This is a genomic window from Shewanella sp. SP1S1-7, from assembly GCF_031932105.1.
In the GTDB taxonomy this organism is placed as follows: domain Bacteria; phylum Pseudomonadota; class Gammaproteobacteria; order Enterobacterales; family Shewanellaceae; genus Shewanella; species Shewanella baltica.
Genome location: NZ_JAUOEU010000021.1, coordinates 18,417 through 35,790 on the forward strand (window position 1 = coordinate 18,417; position 17,374 = coordinate 35,790).

Below are 17,374 nucleotides of genomic sequence, written 5' to 3' on the forward strand. Positions count from 1 at the left end.
CGCTCTCCAGAAATTAACGTCCTTAAATGTCGACTTTAAGATTAGCCCAACCACGGCGCGATAGCTCGCTGATTTTTAGACTTTTAGTCAATGTGATAACTCTGTCTACAATGTGGGCAATAACCCGAAATATAACAAGTTATTGCCCACGATGACGGCTTACTTGAGGTTAATCGAGCTCATCGATGCGCTTATCGCCGCGATATAGCCAACGATATAAGGTCGGCAACACTAGCAAGGTCAGCGCCGTCGAGCTAAACAAGCCACCAATAATCACCACTGCCAGCGGCTTTTGGATCTCACTGCCAACCCCCGATGACAATAAAATCGGGATCAAGCCTAAGGCCGAGGTCAGTGCCGTCATCAACACAGGGCGCAAACGCCCAACTGTGCCCTCATAAACACAATCATAGAGTGCTTCGCCGCTTTGCCTGCGCTGATTAATCGAATCCACTAACACCACACCGTTGAGCACAGCCACGCCAAATAAGGTGATAAAACCAATTGAGCTAGGCACTGACAAATAAGTGCCACTGACATACAGGGCCACTATGCCGCCAATCAAGGCTAAGGGCACGTTCGCCATGATGAGTAACACTTGCTTGAATGACCCAAAGGAGAAGTACAACAGCAAGGCAATCAAGGCGATAGAAATCGGCACCACTAGCATCAGCTTTTGCTGCGCTCGCTGCTGATTCTCATACTGGCCGCCAATGATCACTGTATATCCCGCCGGTAAATCCGCCTTTGGCACTAGGGCATAAATATCTTTTACAACCGAGCCCATATCACGCCCCGCCACGTTGGCCTGCACTACCACTCGGCGCTGCACGTCGTCACGGCGAATATTCGGCGGCGCCATTTCCACTTCGACGCTAGCCACTTCGCCTAAGCGAACAGTGGCGCCATTCGTGCCGCTGAGTAATAAGTCCTTAATCGCATCAGGACTTGTGCGAAACTCGGCCGCGAGACGCACATTGATGTCGTATCTGGCGTTGCCGTCGATCACTTGACCTGCACTCGCGCCGCCAATGCCTTGGCTGACAAGGCTCATCACTTGATCGACACTAATCCCGTAGCGCGCCAATAACTCGCGCTTTGGCCGCACAACCAATTGCGCCTCGCCGCTCACTTGCTCTAATGACACATCCACGGCACCGGGAATTTTCGCGACAAGATCGGTGAGCGCTTGGCCTCTCTCCGATAACACGGCTAAATCTGGGCCGAAAATTTTGATCGCTAACTGGGCTTTTACCCCCGAGAGTAATTCATCTACCCGAGTTGCTATCGGCTGCGAGAAAGTCAGCAAGAGTCCGGGGAACACACTGAGTTTTTCCTCCATCAAACGTTGCAACTCTAAGCGCGAGCTTGCCGATTGCCATTCAGATATTGGCTTAAGTCCAATATAAACCTCGATATTACTCACAGGCTCAGGATCGCCGCCAAGCTCAGGCGCACCAATGCGGCTCAGGGCATATCCCACCTCGGGAAACTCCAGCAAAATGGCTTCAAGCTTGGGCGCGACCGCCAAAGACGTGCCTAAACTCGCGGTTGGCGCCAGCGTGACCCTGAGGTTAATCGTGCCTTCCTCCAGCTCAGGCACAAATTCGGTGCCCAGCCTTGGCAGTAACAATAAACTCAAAGCAAACATCAATAAGGCACTGAGCATCACCACCTTTGGCCTAGCAAGTGTTGCCGTCAGTAGCTTGCGATAAGCGGCATCCAGCGGCGCTAAGATCACGCTTTGTTTGAGTACCACACCGCGCTTAAACAGATACACAGCAAGGGCTGGCACGGCAATCAAGGCCACCAGCAGCGCTGATATCATTGCCAGAATGATACTGACCGCCATCGGCTGGAACAGCTTGCCTTCAACGCCTTCGAGGGCAAATAAGGGTGCAAATACCACTATGATGATCGCCGTCGCGAAGAAGATTGGGCTGCAAACCTCTTTCGCCGCGAGCATGATGCGCACGGCCATGCTGTTATCCGCTTCAACGGTGTGAGCACTGCCGTCCTCATCGCTATGGTATGGGTCGACTTCGCCATCCGCGCGGCTTCTCGCCTGGGCTAAGTGGCGGCGGTCTGGTTGAGTTAAATGTTTGAAAATGTTCTCTACCATCACCACAGAACCGTCAACCAACATACCAATGGCCACGGCTAAACCGCCGAGCGACATCAGGTTTGCCGACAAGCCATAATAGGACATCACCATAAGTGCGAGCCCGATAGACACAGGAATAGACAGCAGCACCAGCAAGGTCGCACGGATATTGACGAGGAACAGCGCCAAGATCACTACGATAAACACAAAGGCCATTAACAACGCATCGCGCACTGTGGTCACGGCCTTATCGACCAGATCTGCTTGATCGTAAAACACTTCAAAAGACACGCCATCGGGCAAAGCCTGTTCGATAAGACTCACCCGCGCGCCGATATCGTCAATCGTCGCCTTAGTGTTTGCCCCCATGCGTTTGAGCACGACCCCCGCCACCACTTCGCCGAGGTTTTGTACTTTGCCAGATTCATCGCGGCGAGTCATAGTCACAGCGCCGACACGGATTTCACTGCCAAAATCCACCTGAGCGATATCGCCCACCCGCACGGGTGTGCCTTTATCCTCCGTAAGAGGGATCTGCGCGATCGCCGCTAAGCCTTGTACTCCTGCGGGCAACATGCCGTAACCGCGTACCACAAGTTGCTCTTGGCCTTGGTCCATAAACCAACCGCCAGCGTTGCGGTTATTGCTCTCTAATGCCTCGGTAACTTGCGCCATCGACAAGCCATAGGCGCGCAGTTTATTCGGGTCGACCTGCACTTGGTATTGGCGCACATCGCCACCAAAAGACAAGACTTCAGTCACGCCGCCAACGGGCATCATGATGAGTTTCACAAGATAATCATTCAAACTGCGCAGCTCGGCGGCATCGATACCTGAGTTAGGTTCGGCGCGCAGAATATACTGATAAATCTGCCCTAATCCCGAAGTATTCGGGCCGATTTCCGGCACACCGACACCGCTTGGGATCATCTCCCGCGCCGCTTGCAACTGTTCAAACACTTGCTGACGGGCGAAGTAAATATCCGTCCCTTCGGCAAATACCACAGTCACAATCGACAAGCCGGTACGCGACAAGGAACGTACCTCTGTCACCGCCGGCAAGGCGTACATGGCCGATTCCACCGGATAACTGATAAGTTTTTCCACCTCTTCTGCGGCTAACCCTTCGGCCGCAGTATTGATAGTCACTTGCACGTTAGTCACATCGGGAAAGGCATCGAGATTCAATTTAGGCAGCATCACCACGCTTGCCACTATCATGGCGAACAAGGCCAACACCACTAACAGCCGATTTTTAATCGCGGCTTCGATCACTTTTTGCAACATAGAAAATTCCTCAAGCGTTCAGTGGCGACATTAATGGTTATGGATATCAAAGCCTGCTTTCGCCTGCTCGGACGCCAAGAAAAATGCGCCAGCTACCACCACCTTGAGCTTTGCCAGCTGGGCTTTTTCAAGCTCAGCGCCGCGCACTAGACTCAAGCCGCGCTGACGCTGCACCACTTCTACCTCAATGGACTCGAAGCCATCTTCATCTTGAATAAAAATCTGCCAGTCGCCATCGCCGCTGCGGGTAAGCGCCGCATCGGGCAGCACGATTCCACCAGCCTTATCAGCAGAGTTGGCGACAGTATTGGCAAAGTAGAGTTCGGCAAATTGCCCCGCATGCAGCACATGATCAGGATTAGGCATACTCACCAGCACTTGCTCGGTGCGCGTCACGCTATCGAGTTCATGGGAACGGCCTATGATCTTGCCCGCCAGCGTTTTATCCCCCACTTGCACTAAGGCCGCACTGCCGACAGTGATATGCGCGGTTTGGGTGGGCGTTAACTGCGCCTCAACCCACAGATAGGACTCATCGGTCAGCTGCATTAACGGCGTGCCCGCACTAAATACTTGGCCTAACATGGCGATATCTTGCTGCACTCGTCCGTCAATCGGCGCTAAAAGTTGATAACTGCCGATGGCTTCGGGCGTCGATTCCAGAGCGCGAATTTGCGCGGGCGTCATCTTAATCGCCTCTAAAATTGCCCGTTTAAGTTCGGCATCCACCTGAGCCTGCATCCGCCGACTAACGCTAACCGCACCTTCACTCATGCGCTTAACTCGGCTCCATTCAGCAGCAGCATTGATGTAGTCCGCCTGCGCCTGCGCAACGGCTGCGCCGCCCAAGGTCAGTAAAGGCTCACCTTTTTTGACTTCTTGCCCCGGCACCACATGACGCGCTAACACGCGCACATCGAGCTGTGGCGCAAGGGTGGCAGTTCTATCGCGATCCACCACTAAGGTGGCCGTCGCCCTGATATCCAGATTCAAATTGGCGATATTCAAGCTATCGCTCGACAGGGGTAACAAGCTAATGCCCGCCAATGCTTGCTGCACTTGGGTCAACTTAAGCGACTGTGCACCGTGTTCATCCGTCGGCGCCGTTTGCGTTACCGAATCACCGCTTTCCTTAGCCGCGGGTGCGTGATCACCGCCAGCCAATACAGGCTGAGCGTTAAATACCAACGTGCTCAGCACTAAGAATGCGAGCGCGATTGTTGATAGGTTAAACCGACGCTTTTCAGGGGACGTGACAGCATCCAGTTGAAGGACATTTTCGTAGTGAGTATTTGAATTCATTATTGTGACCTCATGGGTTTACTGTGCGCGCGGCGGCATTTGGTATCTGTGAAGGTGCTTGGCTGATCTGTTCAGCCGTACCATTCAAAAAGGGCATAAGCTGACCGCTTTCGCCCATCCACGTTAACCAGCTCTGATAAATGGCCGTTTCTAGATTCAAGCCCACCAAATAACTGGCGGCCAACTGACGGCGACTCTGCAAGTACTCGCTGGTACTCACATCGCCCGCCTGCCATTGTTGGCTTAAGGATTTAGCGGCTTTGGCACCGGACACTTGTACTAACTCGCGCCAGTCTTGGTAACGCTCAAGCAAACGCGGTAACGCATAGAGGACGTGTTTCTGCTTAGCGGTAAGTACTCGCTCACGGGCAAGATAGCCTTGCTCCGCGATAGCGATGCCCTTATCGGCCACTGCTTGTAACTCACTGTAGTTATTGCGAACTTGCAGGGGAATCGATATACCGACACCGAGCTTATTGTCCGTACCTTCCTTTTCAGCGCCTAGACTAATGGTCGGGTCCGCTGACGTATCAGCCTTGACTTGCATGGCATTGACTCGTGCCAGCAGCACTTGCTGATAGGCACTCGCCAGAGCCGGCAAAGTGGATGTTAAGGGGCCCAACTCGGGCGCTGGCGCTTGCTTAGCCTGAGTCACGAAGACATGGATCTCCTTGATGAACTCACTAAAGGCGAGATTATTATCCCCAAGCAACTCAATCACTTTGCCGTCGGCCACTAAAGCTACCTGCTCGGCTAAGGCATAATCGGCGGTATTGGTTGCTAACTCGAGTTGCATCAATTGCAGCTCGACGTTAGACAAATCTCCTGCCGCCAACCGCTGCTTGGCAATACCGAGCTGCGCCTTAGTAAACCTGAGTTGCTGCTCGGCAAAGGTCAGCGCCTTACGACTTTGCGCCTGTTCTGCCAACGCCAGTAAGCGTTCGGCCAACATTTGGTTACGCTCTAACCCTATATCTGCTAACAGGATTTGCGCTTCAAGCTCGGCACGTTTTGTCGCCACGCTGCGCTTATCTCCCCAATCTAAGGTTTGACTCAGGCCTAAGCTGTAAGAATCTGTGTCGGCATTTTGATAGTTAAGCCCAAGCTCAGGGTTATACACGGCGCGATCCGCCGCCTGAATGGCAAGCTCTGCTTGTTGCTGCCGTGTAAGCTGCGCCTGCACTTCAGGCAACTGATTGAACTGTGTGAGTAACGCGGGCAACCATTGGCCAAAAGCGACATATGGCGTGTCGGTTTCTTTGGCGGGTAAGCCCAGTGATTGAGCTTTAAACACCTCGGCTTCAGGGGCTTTGGTTTCAAGCGCATTGGTTTCAAGGAAGACTTCAAGAGTGTCATTTTCTGCCGCGAGGGCAAAGGCTAACAATCCGGCAGCCAATACTAATCCGCAGCTCAGCAAGCCCGATCGAAACAGGCAAGCCAAGGTACGGGCGAGAGTCGTTTTGTTCATCGCAAATCCTAACAATATCGAATGTGGATCGGCTGACTTTTGCGCCCAATGTGAGACAGCTAGATTTGAGCTTCATTTGAAATAGCTCAATGCAAAGCAATCCTATCGTTCTGAGCATGGCAAATAAGCGCCGATCGAATCATCCCGCCAAGCAATACATAGCTAACACTATGCGTAACTTAAGCTATGCATAACCAACACATCGCATGGCTAAGGCCGATGGCCGGCACAACAACTCACGCTGCTGAGCATCAGTTAAATTGCATTTGGGGAATGAATATAAAAGGCTTATCGCGCGGCGAAATAGATTGAGATCCAAGAAGATGAATCAAGATCTTTAGACCGAGGAATAAGCTGGATATTGGGGGATTAAGCTATTGGAGGACGGTACTTAGGTAAATTATCGGGCTGAAAATAGGATACATTAGCAGCGAGAAAGACGCTTTCTAACGCTTGCACAGGCTGGCTTAGCCCAGGAGATAACAGCGCCACATGGCCGCCATGGCATTGGCAATCGAGGCACAGGTCAAAATCTTGTAATTCGGTGGTTTTCACTAAGTGGGAATGCAATTCGCTGGCATGATTTTCACCCGCGTTATTGCCTAACACATCTGTACTCGCATCAATATCAGCAAAGCCTAAGGCTTGTTCGCTTGGGCAAATGCAATCGACACATTGGGCCAAAGTGGTCACTTGGGCACTAAATTGCAGATGGGGATGATTATCGGCTTCTTCCGCGCCATTGCCCGCATGTAACTGATGCGCACCCAAATTCGCGCCAGCAAATTGCAGCACGATAATGGCTATCAGTAAGGTCACCATTCGACTAAAAAATGGCTTAGCGGTAGAATTCAAATATCACCTATAGCAAATAACGGATAACGGATAACGGATAACGGATAACGGAACATCTGACCCGTATGATAAACATAAGTTCACAGCTCGCAAGCAAAGTCTTTCAAGCTGTGATCTCTAAAGGCTAACGCTGACTTAAATACTCAGTGCTTATTTAAACACGCAACACTTATTTAAATACGCAGTGCTTAGCATAATCAGCGGCTTCATTAGCAGTCCAATCACCAGACGGCTTATCTTTCATCTGCTTACACCAAGCATCACTACCGACTTCTGGCGCGCAGGCACTCAGCCCAGCGGTAAACGCCAGCACCAACGCAATGGCACTGATTTTTGAAACATTTTGCTTAGAAAAAGCGCGTGATTTAAATAAAGACATACTTCATTCCTTGTAAATACGGTCTACATTAGACCATTAGATATTCGAACGCTTAGTGATCCAAGCAATCGCTTTGGTTTTCTGTTCTAGGGGAAACCATGCCACTTCGCCCTGCATAAAAGGACCAAGTAAGCGCACCGCATTTCCCACCCAATCAGGTCCGCCCACAAATACTAAGGCTTCAAAATTAGGTAATTGGACTTCACCACTACCTGTGAGTGACTCAAATTCCCAGCCCTCGAGTAACACATCTGCCTCAATATACAGGCAAACTTGGCCCCAATCCTTACGATAACTCTTAATCGCCGGCTGTAAACGGGTCCGATAATCGGTGGAGGATAGTCGGCCACTGGCAAAAAGACTGATAACACCCTTAGCAATATCGGGGATTTGGCATAACATAGAGGCACTCCGAATCGAGAACACTTTTGCAAGCAATGGCCTTGACCAATGCAATGGCAAAGAATGCGCCCGATGATAACAAATCTATTGAAAAGCCATAAGTGATTATTGATGGCTTCTCAATCCATGCTGAAAAATGCCTAAGTTTGCCATGATAAAAATCTCAAACCGTGTGGAACTTCAGGAAAATGAAATCGAGTGGCAATTTATCCGTTCGAGTGGCGCAGGCGGTCAGCACTTAAATAAAGTGTCCACCGCTGCGCAGCTAATTTTCGATATTAAAAGCTCATCATTACCCGAGTATTACCAAGAACGCTTGCTCAACAAGGCCGATCACCGCATCACTAAAAGCGGCAAAATCATCATTAAATGCCAAGCGAGCCGTAGCCAAGATGCCAACCGCCAAACGGCGTTGGAGCAATTTATCGCCTTAGTCGCCAGTGTCGGTGAAGTGCAGAAAAAACGCATCCCTACCCGCGCCACCAAAGGCAGCCAAACGCGGCGATTAGAGTCCAAGAAACAAAAAGGCGCCACTAAAGCCATGCGTCAGCAAAAGACTGACTATTAGCTTTAATAATTAGTCGCGCTACTAGCTTAGATAGAAGTTAGGCCGCAGTTGAAATCGGCCGACAATGGCGCTGGATTTCAATGGCATAGTCGGCTCGCACATGATCAGCTCGCACACAATCGACTAACGGATAATGCAAAATCGATTTGAACAGGTTAAGTTAGTGGCCTATCAACAAAACTAAAAAATGCCTCCCAGCTTTAATCCCAAGGCATGTCGTAAAGGAAAGCGCAATGAGTCACAAAATTTTGCTCGTCAATGGCCCCAATCTCAACCTCTTAGGTCGCCGCGAGCCCAGCGTTTACGGTCATCAAACCTTGGCCGACATAGTGGCGGAGTTAAACCAGCAGGCAAAATTGGCGGGAGTTGAGCTTGAGCATATTCAGTCCAACGCCGAATTTGAGCTAATCAACGCGATTCATGCGACTGATGCCAAGATGATCATTATCAACCCCGCCGCCTTTACCCACACTAGCGTCGCCCTGCGTGATGCCTTACTTGGCGTCGCAATTCCGTTCTTTGAAGTGCATTTATCCAATGTGCACGCCCGTGAAGCCTTTCGCCACCATTCCTATTTTTCCGATAAGGCGATAGGTGTGATTTGCGGTTTCGGTTCACAGGGTTATGAGTTTGCGCTGGCAGCGGCCATTAAACGGCTCAACCAGCCACAGTAATCCCATTCAATAGCGTGCTTTGCAAGGGCAGATAAATGGCAATGGATCTTCGTAAAATTAAAAAACTCATTGAGTTAGTACAAGAATCTGACATAGCAGAACTGGCGATCACCGAAGGTGAAGAATCAATTCGCATCACCCGTTACAGCCCTATGCCAGCCAATATGCAATCACAGCAAACGCTACCCAGAGCACGCGTCACGCCTTTGAGTGAACAGGCAAAGCAAACAGGCATTTCGCCAAGTACAGAAGGTTTTGTACAAGTCTCACCTATGGTCGGCACTTTTTACGCGGCGGCAGAACTCGATGATGTGCCGCTAGTTAAAGTCGGCCAAAAGGTGAGCCAAGGTGAAGTTGTCTGCATTATCGAAGCGATGAGAATGATGAATCCCATCCAAGCCGAGCGCGATGGCGTGGTCAGCGCTATTTGGGCCAAAGACGGCGATGAAGTGGCATTCGATCAACCGCTATTTACCTTAATCTAACCGCTCGCCTTATCATGAATTGAAGCGCACTTGAGTTTAAGCTGCGGTTTTCAAGCAAAGGCAGCATTAACCGAGGTCACTATGATATTAATTACCGGCGCCAGCAGTGGTTTAGGCGCAGCGCTAGCATCGCTCTACGCCAAAGAAAATGAACCGCTAACACTCACAGGCCGCCATGCCGAGCGTCTACAAACCGTCGCCAATGCATTAACGCCCTTCTCCAACAAGCCTATCGCCGCGATCACCGCCGATCTCGCAAGTGAATCGAGTCTAGAAGCCCTGTTCGATGGCCTGACTCAAGCCCCTAAAACCGTGATCCACTGTGCGGGCAGCGGCTACTTTGGGGCGATTGAAACCCAAACTGCCAGTGATATCCACAGCCTGCTCAATAACAATGTCACCTCAACGATTTTGTTAGTGCGCGAGCTAGTGAAACGCTATAAAGATCAAGCGGTCACTGTGGTTGTGGTCATGTCCACCGCAGCGCTTGCCGCCAAAGCGGGAGAATCCACTTACTGCGCGGCAAAATGGGCAGTGCGGGGATTTATCGAGTCGCTGCGATTAGAGCTTAAACAAAGCCCAATGAAGTTGATTGCCGTGTATCCCGGCGGTATGGACACAGGCTTTTGGCCAAGTAGTGGTAAAACATTAGATACCTCAAGCTTTATGTCCGCCGATGAAGCGGCAGGTATGCTCAAACAAGCCTTAGTTGCCACCCAGCATGGTTATATCGCCGATATCACCATACAAAGAGCCTAGCTCTAGCCAAAACGGAGGCTAGCAGATTGAGCACAAAACAGGTTCGAGACGCAGGATAGCAGCACCTCGAACCTGAGTAATCCGCTTGCTAGTCAGCGCAATTGGCTGTGTTTAAGCTCACCGCGCGGCGACTCTCCCTGTGGGTCAGCCACCACATCACAAGTCCTCCTAATGACAACAAAGACGCCGCATAACCTGTCGCGGCAATCCCTTGTCCTGACAGTATCACTAAACTGCCCACCCAAGGACCAATCGCATTGGCGAGATTAAAGGCACATTGCACTAACGCACCTGTCATGGCCTGCCCATCGGGCGCCACATCCATCAATCTTGCTTGCACTATGGTGGCAAGTCCCAAGCCACAACCGACAAAGAATACTACAGGCATCAGCGCCCAATAATGTCCGGTCAAACTCGGGTAAATCGCCAATACCACAGTGCTTAACACTAACGACCAAAACGCAGCCGCTAAGGCCGACTTATCCGCCGCCCAGCCGCAAACTAAGGTGCCCAATGTTGCGCCAATACCAAATACCGCCATCATGATCGGGATCTTAAACGGCTCGACTTGTGTCACTTGGATTAAGGTTTCGGCCAGATAGGTATACACGCAGAAGATACCGCCAAAGCCAATGGCCGCGATACCGAGCGTCAACCAGACTTCACGATTTTTCAGGGTTTGTAGCTCTTTCCTTGGACTCGCATCAGCGGCCACGGCTTGATTAGGCGCTAAAAAATACACCATCACAGCGGTAATAGTCGCCAAAATCGCCACTATGCCAATGCCTGAGCGCCAGCCCACAGTTTGCCCCATCCAAGTCGCAAACGGCACACCGATAATCGTCGCCAGTGTAAGGCCAATAATCACCCGCGATACGGCGCGGGCCTTCATTTCTGGCGGTACTAAAGAGGCGGCGAGCAACATAGCCACGCCGAAATAAGCACCGTGGGGCAAGCCACTGAGAAAACGAAAAAAGATTAACCAATTCAATGATGGCGCTAACGCACTTAAGCCATTGGCCACCGCCATTAAGGCAGCTAAAGCAATCAAGAGTGTTCGCCGTCTGACCCTAACCGCCAGCACCATGATAATGGGGGAGCCGACCACAACCCCTAGTGCATAGGCGCTAATGGCATAACTCACGTGGGCGACATCTACGCCTAAATCGCTGGCGATATAGGGCACTAGAGTCATGGAAGCAAATTCTGTGGTACCTAAGGCAAATGTGCCAAGCGCTAAGGCGAGCAACACCCATAGTGTACTGGCGCCCTTATGCTGATTTTGGACAGATGGATTTTTAACCTGATGTTGAACGGTTTTCAAACTTTTTCTCCGCTATGCTATAAAACGACAACTAGCTGATAAATAGATAATAAAAGATGATAAATAAATTGGAGCCCACTAAGGGGCTCCAATTTCTCAGTCATTTACCTAATGTAAATCTATCGGACTAACTGTTCTTGATAGGTTTGACTGTTCCAGTCGTAGGCGTAAAGCGTGCCTTGCCACTCATAAAGTGTACGGCCATCCTGCTGCACAACCCTAGCATTGCTCGGCAAACTAGACACACTGTGCGCTGCGCGTGGACGCGGAGTTGCAGCTGTTTTGCTTGCAGCATTACTAGTTTGCGACACCAGTTGCCCAGTCGTTTTTCCGGCCATATTTACAGGCATACTCGACACCATACGGCCTTCACTCGCAGAATATTGCATACTGGTTGTCACTCGTACAGGTGCAGAAATGGCCACGGGTTCATCGTCGTAGGCCATAGGAATCGACAGGCCTATGCCCGAATAGGGCGAGTTCCAGTAATTTCGAGCGTAAACGTCACGCGAAGTATTCCAGCCCCAATCATTGTTCCATTGATTGCTCACACCATAACCGACATTCCAGCCAGAGCCCCAACCTGTTGCAAGCCCTAAACCCAGTCCTAAACCCCAAGGGTAATAGGGACGGTAATAAGGTCGATAATAGGGACGATAGTGGCGATTATCGTTGCGCACATGGCGGTTGTCGTAATGGTTGTCATGACGATTGTTGTAATGACTTTCTCCACGGCTGTGGCTATCACGATGACCTTGGCGCTCACCTTGCTCCGAATGGTCCCGATTTCCGGCAACCGCCGCAGTCGACATACTGAGCGCGCCCAAGAGCGATATCCCCACCGCCAGCGACAAAACCAAGCACTTTAGCGGCCGCTTATGCACGCCATGTGATTGACTTTGAACACACTTTCCTTGAGTAAACGTTACTGGGATATTCATATAAACCTCGAAATAAAGGGCGTAAGCGAGATCAATCGTGACTTACTGGCATCCATTTTACGCTTCCTAAGCTTGAAGATCACTGAATTGGTTAACCCTAAAACAGAAAAATGCTATAGTGCGCGCCACACGGATTTTCATTGCAGAGGCTATTTCCACATGAGTTTTAAGGATTTACGCAGCTTTATTGATCATCTGGAAGCCAATGGCGAACTCAAACGCATTAGCTACCCAGTTGATCCTCATTTAGAAATGACAGAGATCGCCGATCGCGTATTACGCGCTAAGGGCCCTGCGCTATTATTTGAAAATCCCAAAGATCATCACATGCCCGTGTTGGTAAACCTGTTCGGTACGCCAAAACGTGTGGCCATGGCGCTCGGTAAAGACGATCCCTTAGCGTTGCGAGAAGTGGGCGAACTGTTAGCCTTTTTAAAAGAACCCGAACCACCACGGGGCTTTAAAGACGCGATCGCTAAGATCCCTATGTTCAAGCAAGCCTTGAATATGCCGCCAAAGACAGTGCGCAATCCCCCTTGCCAACAAGTGATCAAAACCGGCGATGAAGTCGACTTAACCCAATTGCCTATTCAGCATTGCTGGCCGGGCGATGTCGCACCACTGGTGACATGGGGCTTAACCATCACCAAAGGCCCGCGCAAGAGTCGTCAGAATTTAGGCATTTATCGCCAACAACTACTGGGTAAAAACAAGCTGATCATGCGTTGGTTATCCCACCGTGGCGGCGCGTTAGATTTTGCTGATTTTAAACAACAATTCCCCGGTGAGCGTTATCCGGTTGTGGTCGCACTCGGCGCCGATCCTGTGACCATTTTAGGCGCCGTCACCCCAGTCCCCGATTCCATGAGCGAATACGCTTTTGCCGGTTTACTGCGCGGTGAACGTACCGAAGTCTGTAAGGCATTAAGCTGCGATTTAGAAGTGCCCGCCACCAGTGAAATCATCCTCGAAGGTTATATCGATCCTGAGGAACTGGCGGAAGAAGGGCCCTACGGCGATCACACGGGTTACTACAACGAAACCGATAAGTTTCCAGTATTTACCGTTACCCACATCACTCAGCGTAAAGATGCCATCTACCACAGCACTTACACTGGCCGTCCACCGGATGAGCCTGCCATGCTGGGGGTTGCATTAAACGAAGTGTTTGTGCCGATTTTGCGTAAGCAATATCCTGAGATCGTTGATTTTTATCTGCCACCAGAGGGTTGTTCGTACCGCATGGCAGTGATCTCAATTCGCAAACAATATCCGGGACATGCCAAACGAGTGATGATGGGCGCTTGGTCTTTCCTGCGCCAATTTATGTACACTAAGTTTATTGTCATAGTGGATGAAGATGTGAACTGCCGTGACTGGCAGGATGTGATCTGGGCGATCACCACCCGCATGGACCCTAAACGCGATACTGTGATGATCGAAAACACCCCGATCGACTACCTCGATTTTGCTTCACCCGTTGCGGGCTTAGGCTCAAAAATGGGACTCGATGCCACCAATAAGTGGGAAGGTGAAACCAACCGCGAATGGGGCACGCCAATCGTGATGGATCCAAAAGTAAAACAAAAGATCGACTCAATCTGGGATGAGTTAGGCATAGACGACAGCCCAACCCTATAATTCAGCTTAAGCCATTACTCAAGTATCGGCTCAAGCCAAGAGAATAGGCCAATAACAGGCCGCTAAAGCGACACCTAGACACATACTGTTGAAGAAAGGTGCAAAGGAAGTTTGATGAAAACCATACGTTGTAAGATAGAGAAAGTTAACCCATTTAACGATGCCGTATATCAAGTATTGTTAAGACCAGAAACCGCCTTCGATTTCCAAGCGGGGCAATACTTATGTGTTGTCATGGGTGAAAAAGATAAACGTCCCTTCTCTATCGCATCAGCGCCAAACGCCGAGCTGATCGAATTACATATTGGCGCCGCTGTCAGTGAAAGCTACCCAATGCAAGTGGTCGAGCGCCTGAAAGCCTGCGCCATTGATGGCAGCACTATCGATATCGAAGCCCCAGGCGGCGAAGCCCACCTGCGTCACGAAAGCCAACGCCCTCGCCTGTTAATCGCCGGCGGCACTGGTTTCTCTTACATTAAGAGTATCGTCGAGCACCAAATCGCCATTGGCCAACAGGTTAAAACCACCCTGTATTGGGGTTGTCGCACCCAAGATGCCATGTATTTTGAAGCCATAGCCCGCCAATGGCACAATGCCCACCCTTGGTTGAACTTCGTCCCAGTGATCGAAGAAGCCCCAGCCAATTGGCAAGGTAAAACCGCCAATCTGTTAGCGCAAATTAAGCAAGATTTTGTCAGCTTAAATGGCTACGACATCTACATCGCCGGCCGTTTCGACATGGTGGGTGCAGCACGGGAAATCTTCCGTGAGATTGGTGTAGAGGAAGCGCATCTCTACGGTGATGCGTTCGCGTTTATCAAATAACGCGATAATTGGTTAGCTTAGCTGGCTAACCTTTGCCAGCTAAGGCTTAAATAATAAACCCCAGTTTTTACTGGGGTTTTGTTTTTCTATCTTGCAGATGGCAGTCAATTGAGTTTACCCAAACTTCGTTTGGATTAAAGTCGTGGGGCTTCACCCCACACCCGACCAAGGAGGACTGCTCGTCCTATCCTCCTTGGATGCTCCAAGACGCCCCTAGCGAAGTTACATGCATTAGTGACTGGCTTCGTGCTTACTCGAAAATGGCTAACGCTTCCGATGGGGCGTCCCTTCCCCCCGAAAGCTACGCAGACGTCCTGTCTGCGTCACGCTATTTTCTTCAACGCCCTTCAGCAACTTCGCAGTGGGAGGTGAACAACTGTAATCTCGGTGTCGGCTGTTTACCCCAAAAGAGTTTTGCCTGTCCTATCTTTTTACTTTCGCAGGGAAATTGGCGTAACCTTTAACATAAAATGTATGCCTGTCCGCTCTTTCTTTTTCACAAAAAACCATAGTAATCAGTCACATTGTACCAACAAAAATATGGCTTATCAGTCTTTTCCCATGGGTATCTCATTTTCTTGATAGTCACTAACTTTCACTATTGTGGAATTATCCCATAATGAGTCAATAGCTGACGCAATATGGGATTCAAGTACAAATGAAACAGACTAAGACGCCACACAAACTCGTTAAATGCTTAGCCTTAACGGGATTATTCACCCTATCTGCCTGTGCAAACGACGAACTTGCAGATACTTTACTCACCAATACCCACGTCTATGGCCATGATCAAGCGACTAGTTTAGCCATTAAGGATGGCAAAATTGTCTACATTGGGAATAGCATTAACGCCATGGATCACGTGAGCAATCAAACCAAAGTCATCGATTTAAAAGGTCATTACTTATTACCTGGTTTTATTGATAACCATAATCATGTGTTTGAAGCCGCGAGTGAAATAGGTAGCGACTGTTTACTGGATGATGACACTAATCTCAACGGCTATATCCGCACATTAACCGCCTGTAAAAATCAGTTGGAAACGGGAGAGTGGTTACTCGGCTATGGCCATCAACTCAGTGTAGTAATGCAAGAGAATGGCCCCACTCCTTTGGCAATATTAGACAAAATCTTCCCCGATAATCCTGTCGTTATTATGGAGCAAACATCCCATTCTATGTGGGTCAACTCCCTCGCATTAGCCAAAGCTAAGATAAGCGCTCATACAGCCGATCCGCAAGGCGGCAAGATCCTCAAAGATGAAGAGAGCGGTAAACTTCTCGGTATTTTATTCGATAATGCTGGCGATCTTGTGATGGAACAAGCATGGAAATCACAACCCAATCTACAACAAGCCAATTATCAAGGTTTATTAAATGGTCTGGCAGCTGCTGCCGAGCACGGGATAACGACTATCGGTGATGGACGACTCTATTGGAAACGTGACTGGTTAGAAACATGGCTAGCCGTCGAAAGTCATGATGAATTAACCGCCAGAGTCAGTCTACGCCCTTGGATTTATCCTGCCGATGAACCCCAAGCACAGCTTGATTTCTTTAAAAAAATTCATTCTGATGATAAACAACGTCTGCTGCTCATCAATCAGGTCAAAATCTACAGTGATGGCATCATCATAAACGGTACTGCCAGTACATTAGCCCCCTATGATTGGAGCTACACCCCCGAACTTCCTAGGGGACTCGAGTATGTTCCTGCCAGTAAAATGGCGTGGTGGCTTACTGAACTCAACAAAATTGGATACGGGGCACATATTCATGCAATAGGTGATGCAGGGGTACGCAACACCTTAGATGCCATTGAAACTTTACGATCTCAGGGAGCTACTCGCCCTTATGCCATGACGCATTTAGAAATGGTATCTCCCCAAGATATCAAGCGCTTTGCCTCACTCAAAGTCGATGCCGATTTCCAATTGGGTAGCGATTACATTGCCGCGCAGGATCATGAGTGGGCGATCCCTTTTATCGGTAAGCAACGAGCTAATGCTTTATTACCTATTAACCCTATTTTCAAGACTGGCGCGAATGTAACTTTAAGTAGTGACTGGAATGTGAATGATATCAATCCACTCGTTGGTATTGCTAACGCAGTCTATCTGCAAAATGCAGGCATCGCTGATATTCACAGTGCTATTGCAGCCTATACAATAAATCCCGCTAACGCCTTGGGCATAAGTGACATTACTGGTTCTATCGCGCTAGGGAAATCTGCCGATTTTGTTGTATTAGAGCGAGACATTACCCAAGCCACAGCAAAACAAATTGCTGACACTCAAATTTTAATGACGTGGTTAGAGGGGGAGCTAGTGTTCGATCTCAATGATCAATAGCAATCCCGTA

Annotated in this window: 15 protein-coding genes; 7 read left to right on the plus strand and 8 right to left on the minus strand. The window is 49.7% G+C overall.

The features are described 5' to 3' along the window. Positions 1-169 precede the first annotated feature (169 nt). The 6 genes from Q4Q49_RS15610 to Q4Q49_RS15635 form a co-directional block, all read right to left on the minus strand. Positions 170-3,391 (minus strand): CusA/CzcA family heavy metal efflux RND transporter, encoded by a 3,222-nt coding sequence (locus Q4Q49_RS15610; RefSeq protein ID WP_311999780.1) that lies wholly within the window; start codon positions 3,389-3,391, stop codon positions 170-172. Positions 3,392-3,421: 30 nt separating this feature from the next. Next, positions 3,422-4,693, minus strand: coding sequence for an efflux RND transporter periplasmic adaptor subunit (locus Q4Q49_RS15615; RefSeq protein ID WP_311999781.1), 1,272 nt, complete (start codon positions 4,691-4,693; stop codon positions 3,422-3,424). Between the two features lie 10 nt (positions 4,694-4,703). Then, a complete protein-coding gene (locus Q4Q49_RS15620) occupies positions 4,704-6,161 on the minus strand; it encodes a TolC family protein (RefSeq protein ID WP_311999782.1) in 1,458 nt (485 codons plus the stop codon). 369 nt (positions 6,162-6,530) lie between these two features. Then, positions 6,531-6,983 (minus strand): hypothetical protein, encoded by a 453-nt coding sequence (locus Q4Q49_RS15625; protein WP_311999816.1) that lies wholly within the window; start codon positions 6,981-6,983, stop codon positions 6,531-6,533. Between the two features lie 202 nt (positions 6,984-7,185). Continuing rightward, on the minus strand, positions 7,186-7,395 hold the full coding sequence (locus Q4Q49_RS15630; protein ID WP_006079957.1) for a DUF3012 domain-containing protein: 210 nt from the start codon (positions 7,393-7,395) through the stop codon (positions 7,186-7,188). A 36-nt stretch (positions 7,396-7,431) separates the two neighbouring features. Then, a complete protein-coding gene (locus tag Q4Q49_RS15635) occupies positions 7,432-7,797 on the minus strand; it encodes an STAS/SEC14 domain-containing protein (protein ID WP_011845671.1) in 366 nt (121 codons plus the stop codon). Positions 7,798-7,933: 136 nt separating this feature from the next. On the opposite strand from Q4Q49_RS15635, the gene arfB reads away from it, so the two are divergent. From arfB to Q4Q49_RS15655, 4 genes are all read left to right on the plus strand, one after another. Next, the gene (arfB, locus tag Q4Q49_RS15640) at positions 7,934-8,365 is read left to right on the plus strand and encodes an alternative ribosome rescue aminoacyl-tRNA hydrolase ArfB (RefSeq protein WP_220591225.1); all 432 of its coding nucleotides are present in this window, start codon (positions 7,934-7,936) and stop codon (positions 8,363-8,365) included. A gap of 233 nt (positions 8,366-8,598) precedes the next feature. Beyond that, positions 8,599-9,039: a type II 3-dehydroquinate dehydratase gene (aroQ, locus tag Q4Q49_RS15645; RefSeq protein ID WP_063883660.1), complete on the plus strand. Its 441-nt coding sequence runs from the start codon at positions 8,599-8,601 to the stop codon at positions 9,037-9,039. 35 nt (positions 9,040-9,074) lie between these two features. Next, positions 9,075-9,524 (plus strand): acetyl-CoA carboxylase biotin carboxyl carrier protein, encoded by a 450-nt coding sequence (gene accB / locus Q4Q49_RS15650; protein WP_311999783.1) that lies wholly within the window; start codon positions 9,075-9,077, stop codon positions 9,522-9,524. Between the two features lie 81 nt (positions 9,525-9,605). Further along, on the plus strand, positions 9,606-10,283 hold the full coding sequence (locus tag Q4Q49_RS15655) for an SDR family NAD(P)-dependent oxidoreductase (protein ID WP_311999784.1): 678 nt from the start codon (positions 9,606-9,608) through the stop codon (positions 10,281-10,283). Between the two features lie 88 nt (positions 10,284-10,371). Here Q4Q49_RS15655 and Q4Q49_RS15660 read toward each other — a convergent pair whose 3' ends face one another. Both Q4Q49_RS15660 and Q4Q49_RS15665 read right to left on the minus strand, forming a co-directional pair. Beyond that, entirely contained in the window at positions 10,372-11,607 is a 1,236-nt protein-coding gene (locus Q4Q49_RS15660; protein WP_311999785.1) for an MFS transporter, read from the minus strand. A 119-nt stretch (positions 11,608-11,726) separates the two neighbouring features. Next, positions 11,727-12,548, minus strand: a complete 822-nt coding sequence (locus tag Q4Q49_RS15665; protein WP_311999786.1) for a hypothetical protein — start codon at positions 12,546-12,548, stop codon at positions 11,727-11,729. A gap of 159 nt (positions 12,549-12,707) precedes the next feature. Between Q4Q49_RS15665 and ubiD the strand changes: the two genes are divergently transcribed. The 3 genes from ubiD (at position 12,708) to Q4Q49_RS15680 (ending at position 17,364) form a co-directional block, all read left to right on the plus strand. Continuing rightward, positions 12,708-14,189: a 4-hydroxy-3-polyprenylbenzoate decarboxylase gene (gene ubiD, locus Q4Q49_RS15670; RefSeq protein ID WP_107949400.1), complete on the plus strand. Its 1,482-nt coding sequence runs from the start codon at positions 12,708-12,710 to the stop codon at positions 14,187-14,189. Positions 14,190-14,303: 114 nt separating this feature from the next. Next, the gene (gene fre, locus Q4Q49_RS15675) at positions 14,304-15,014 is read left to right on the plus strand and encodes an NAD(P)H-flavin reductase (RefSeq protein WP_311999787.1); all 711 of its coding nucleotides are present in this window, start codon (positions 14,304-14,306) and stop codon (positions 15,012-15,014) included. 658 nt (positions 15,015-15,672) lie between these two features. Continuing rightward, positions 15,673-17,364, plus strand: coding sequence for an amidohydrolase (locus tag Q4Q49_RS15680; RefSeq protein ID WP_259482844.1), 1,692 nt, complete (start codon positions 15,673-15,675; stop codon positions 17,362-17,364). Positions 17,365-17,374 lie beyond the last annotated feature (10 nt).

Coding starts and splice junctions, on each gene's coding strand:
- Q4Q49_RS15615 (WP_311999781.1), bottom strand. CDS start 4,693: ATGAATTCAAATACTCACTACGAAAATGTCCTTCAACTGGATGCTGTC.
- Q4Q49_RS15630 (WP_006079957.1), bottom strand. CDS start 7,395: ATGTCTTTATTTAAATCACGCGCTTTTTCTAAGCAAAATGTTTCAAAA.
- Q4Q49_RS15680 (WP_259482844.1), top strand. CDS start 15,673: ATGAAACAGACTAAGACGCCACACAAACTCGTTAAATGCTTAGCCTTA.
- arfB (WP_220591225.1), top strand. CDS start 7,934: ATGCCTAAGTTTGCCATGATAAAAATCTCAAACCGTGTGGAACTTCAG.
- Q4Q49_RS15665 (WP_311999786.1), bottom strand. CDS start 12,548: ATGAATATCCCAGTAACGTTTACTCAAGGAAAGTGTGTTCAAAGTCAA.
- fre (WP_311999787.1), top strand. CDS start 14,304: ATGAAAACCATACGTTGTAAGATAGAGAAAGTTAACCCATTTAACGAT.
- ubiD (WP_107949400.1), top strand. CDS start 12,708: ATGAGTTTTAAGGATTTACGCAGCTTTATTGATCATCTGGAAGCCAAT.
- Q4Q49_RS15635 (WP_011845671.1), bottom strand. CDS start 7,797: ATGTTATGCCAAATCCCCGATATTGCTAAGGGTGTTATCAGTCTTTTT.
- Q4Q49_RS15655 (WP_311999784.1), top strand. CDS start 9,606: ATGATATTAATTACCGGCGCCAGCAGTGGTTTAGGCGCAGCGCTAGCA.
- Q4Q49_RS15610 (WP_311999780.1), bottom strand. CDS start 3,391: ATGTTGCAAAAAGTGATCGAAGCCGCGATTAAAAATCGGCTGTTAGTG.
- Q4Q49_RS15620 (WP_311999782.1), bottom strand. CDS start 6,161: ATGAACAAAACGACTCTCGCCCGTACCTTGGCTTGCCTGTTTCGATCG.
- aroQ (WP_063883660.1), top strand. CDS start 8,599: ATGAGTCACAAAATTTTGCTCGTCAATGGCCCCAATCTCAACCTCTTA.
- Q4Q49_RS15625 (WP_311999816.1), bottom strand. CDS start 6,983: ATGGTGACCTTACTGATAGCCATTATCGTGCTGCAATTTGCTGGCGCG.
- accB (WP_311999783.1), top strand. CDS start 9,075: ATGGCAATGGATCTTCGTAAAATTAAAAAACTCATTGAGTTAGTACAA.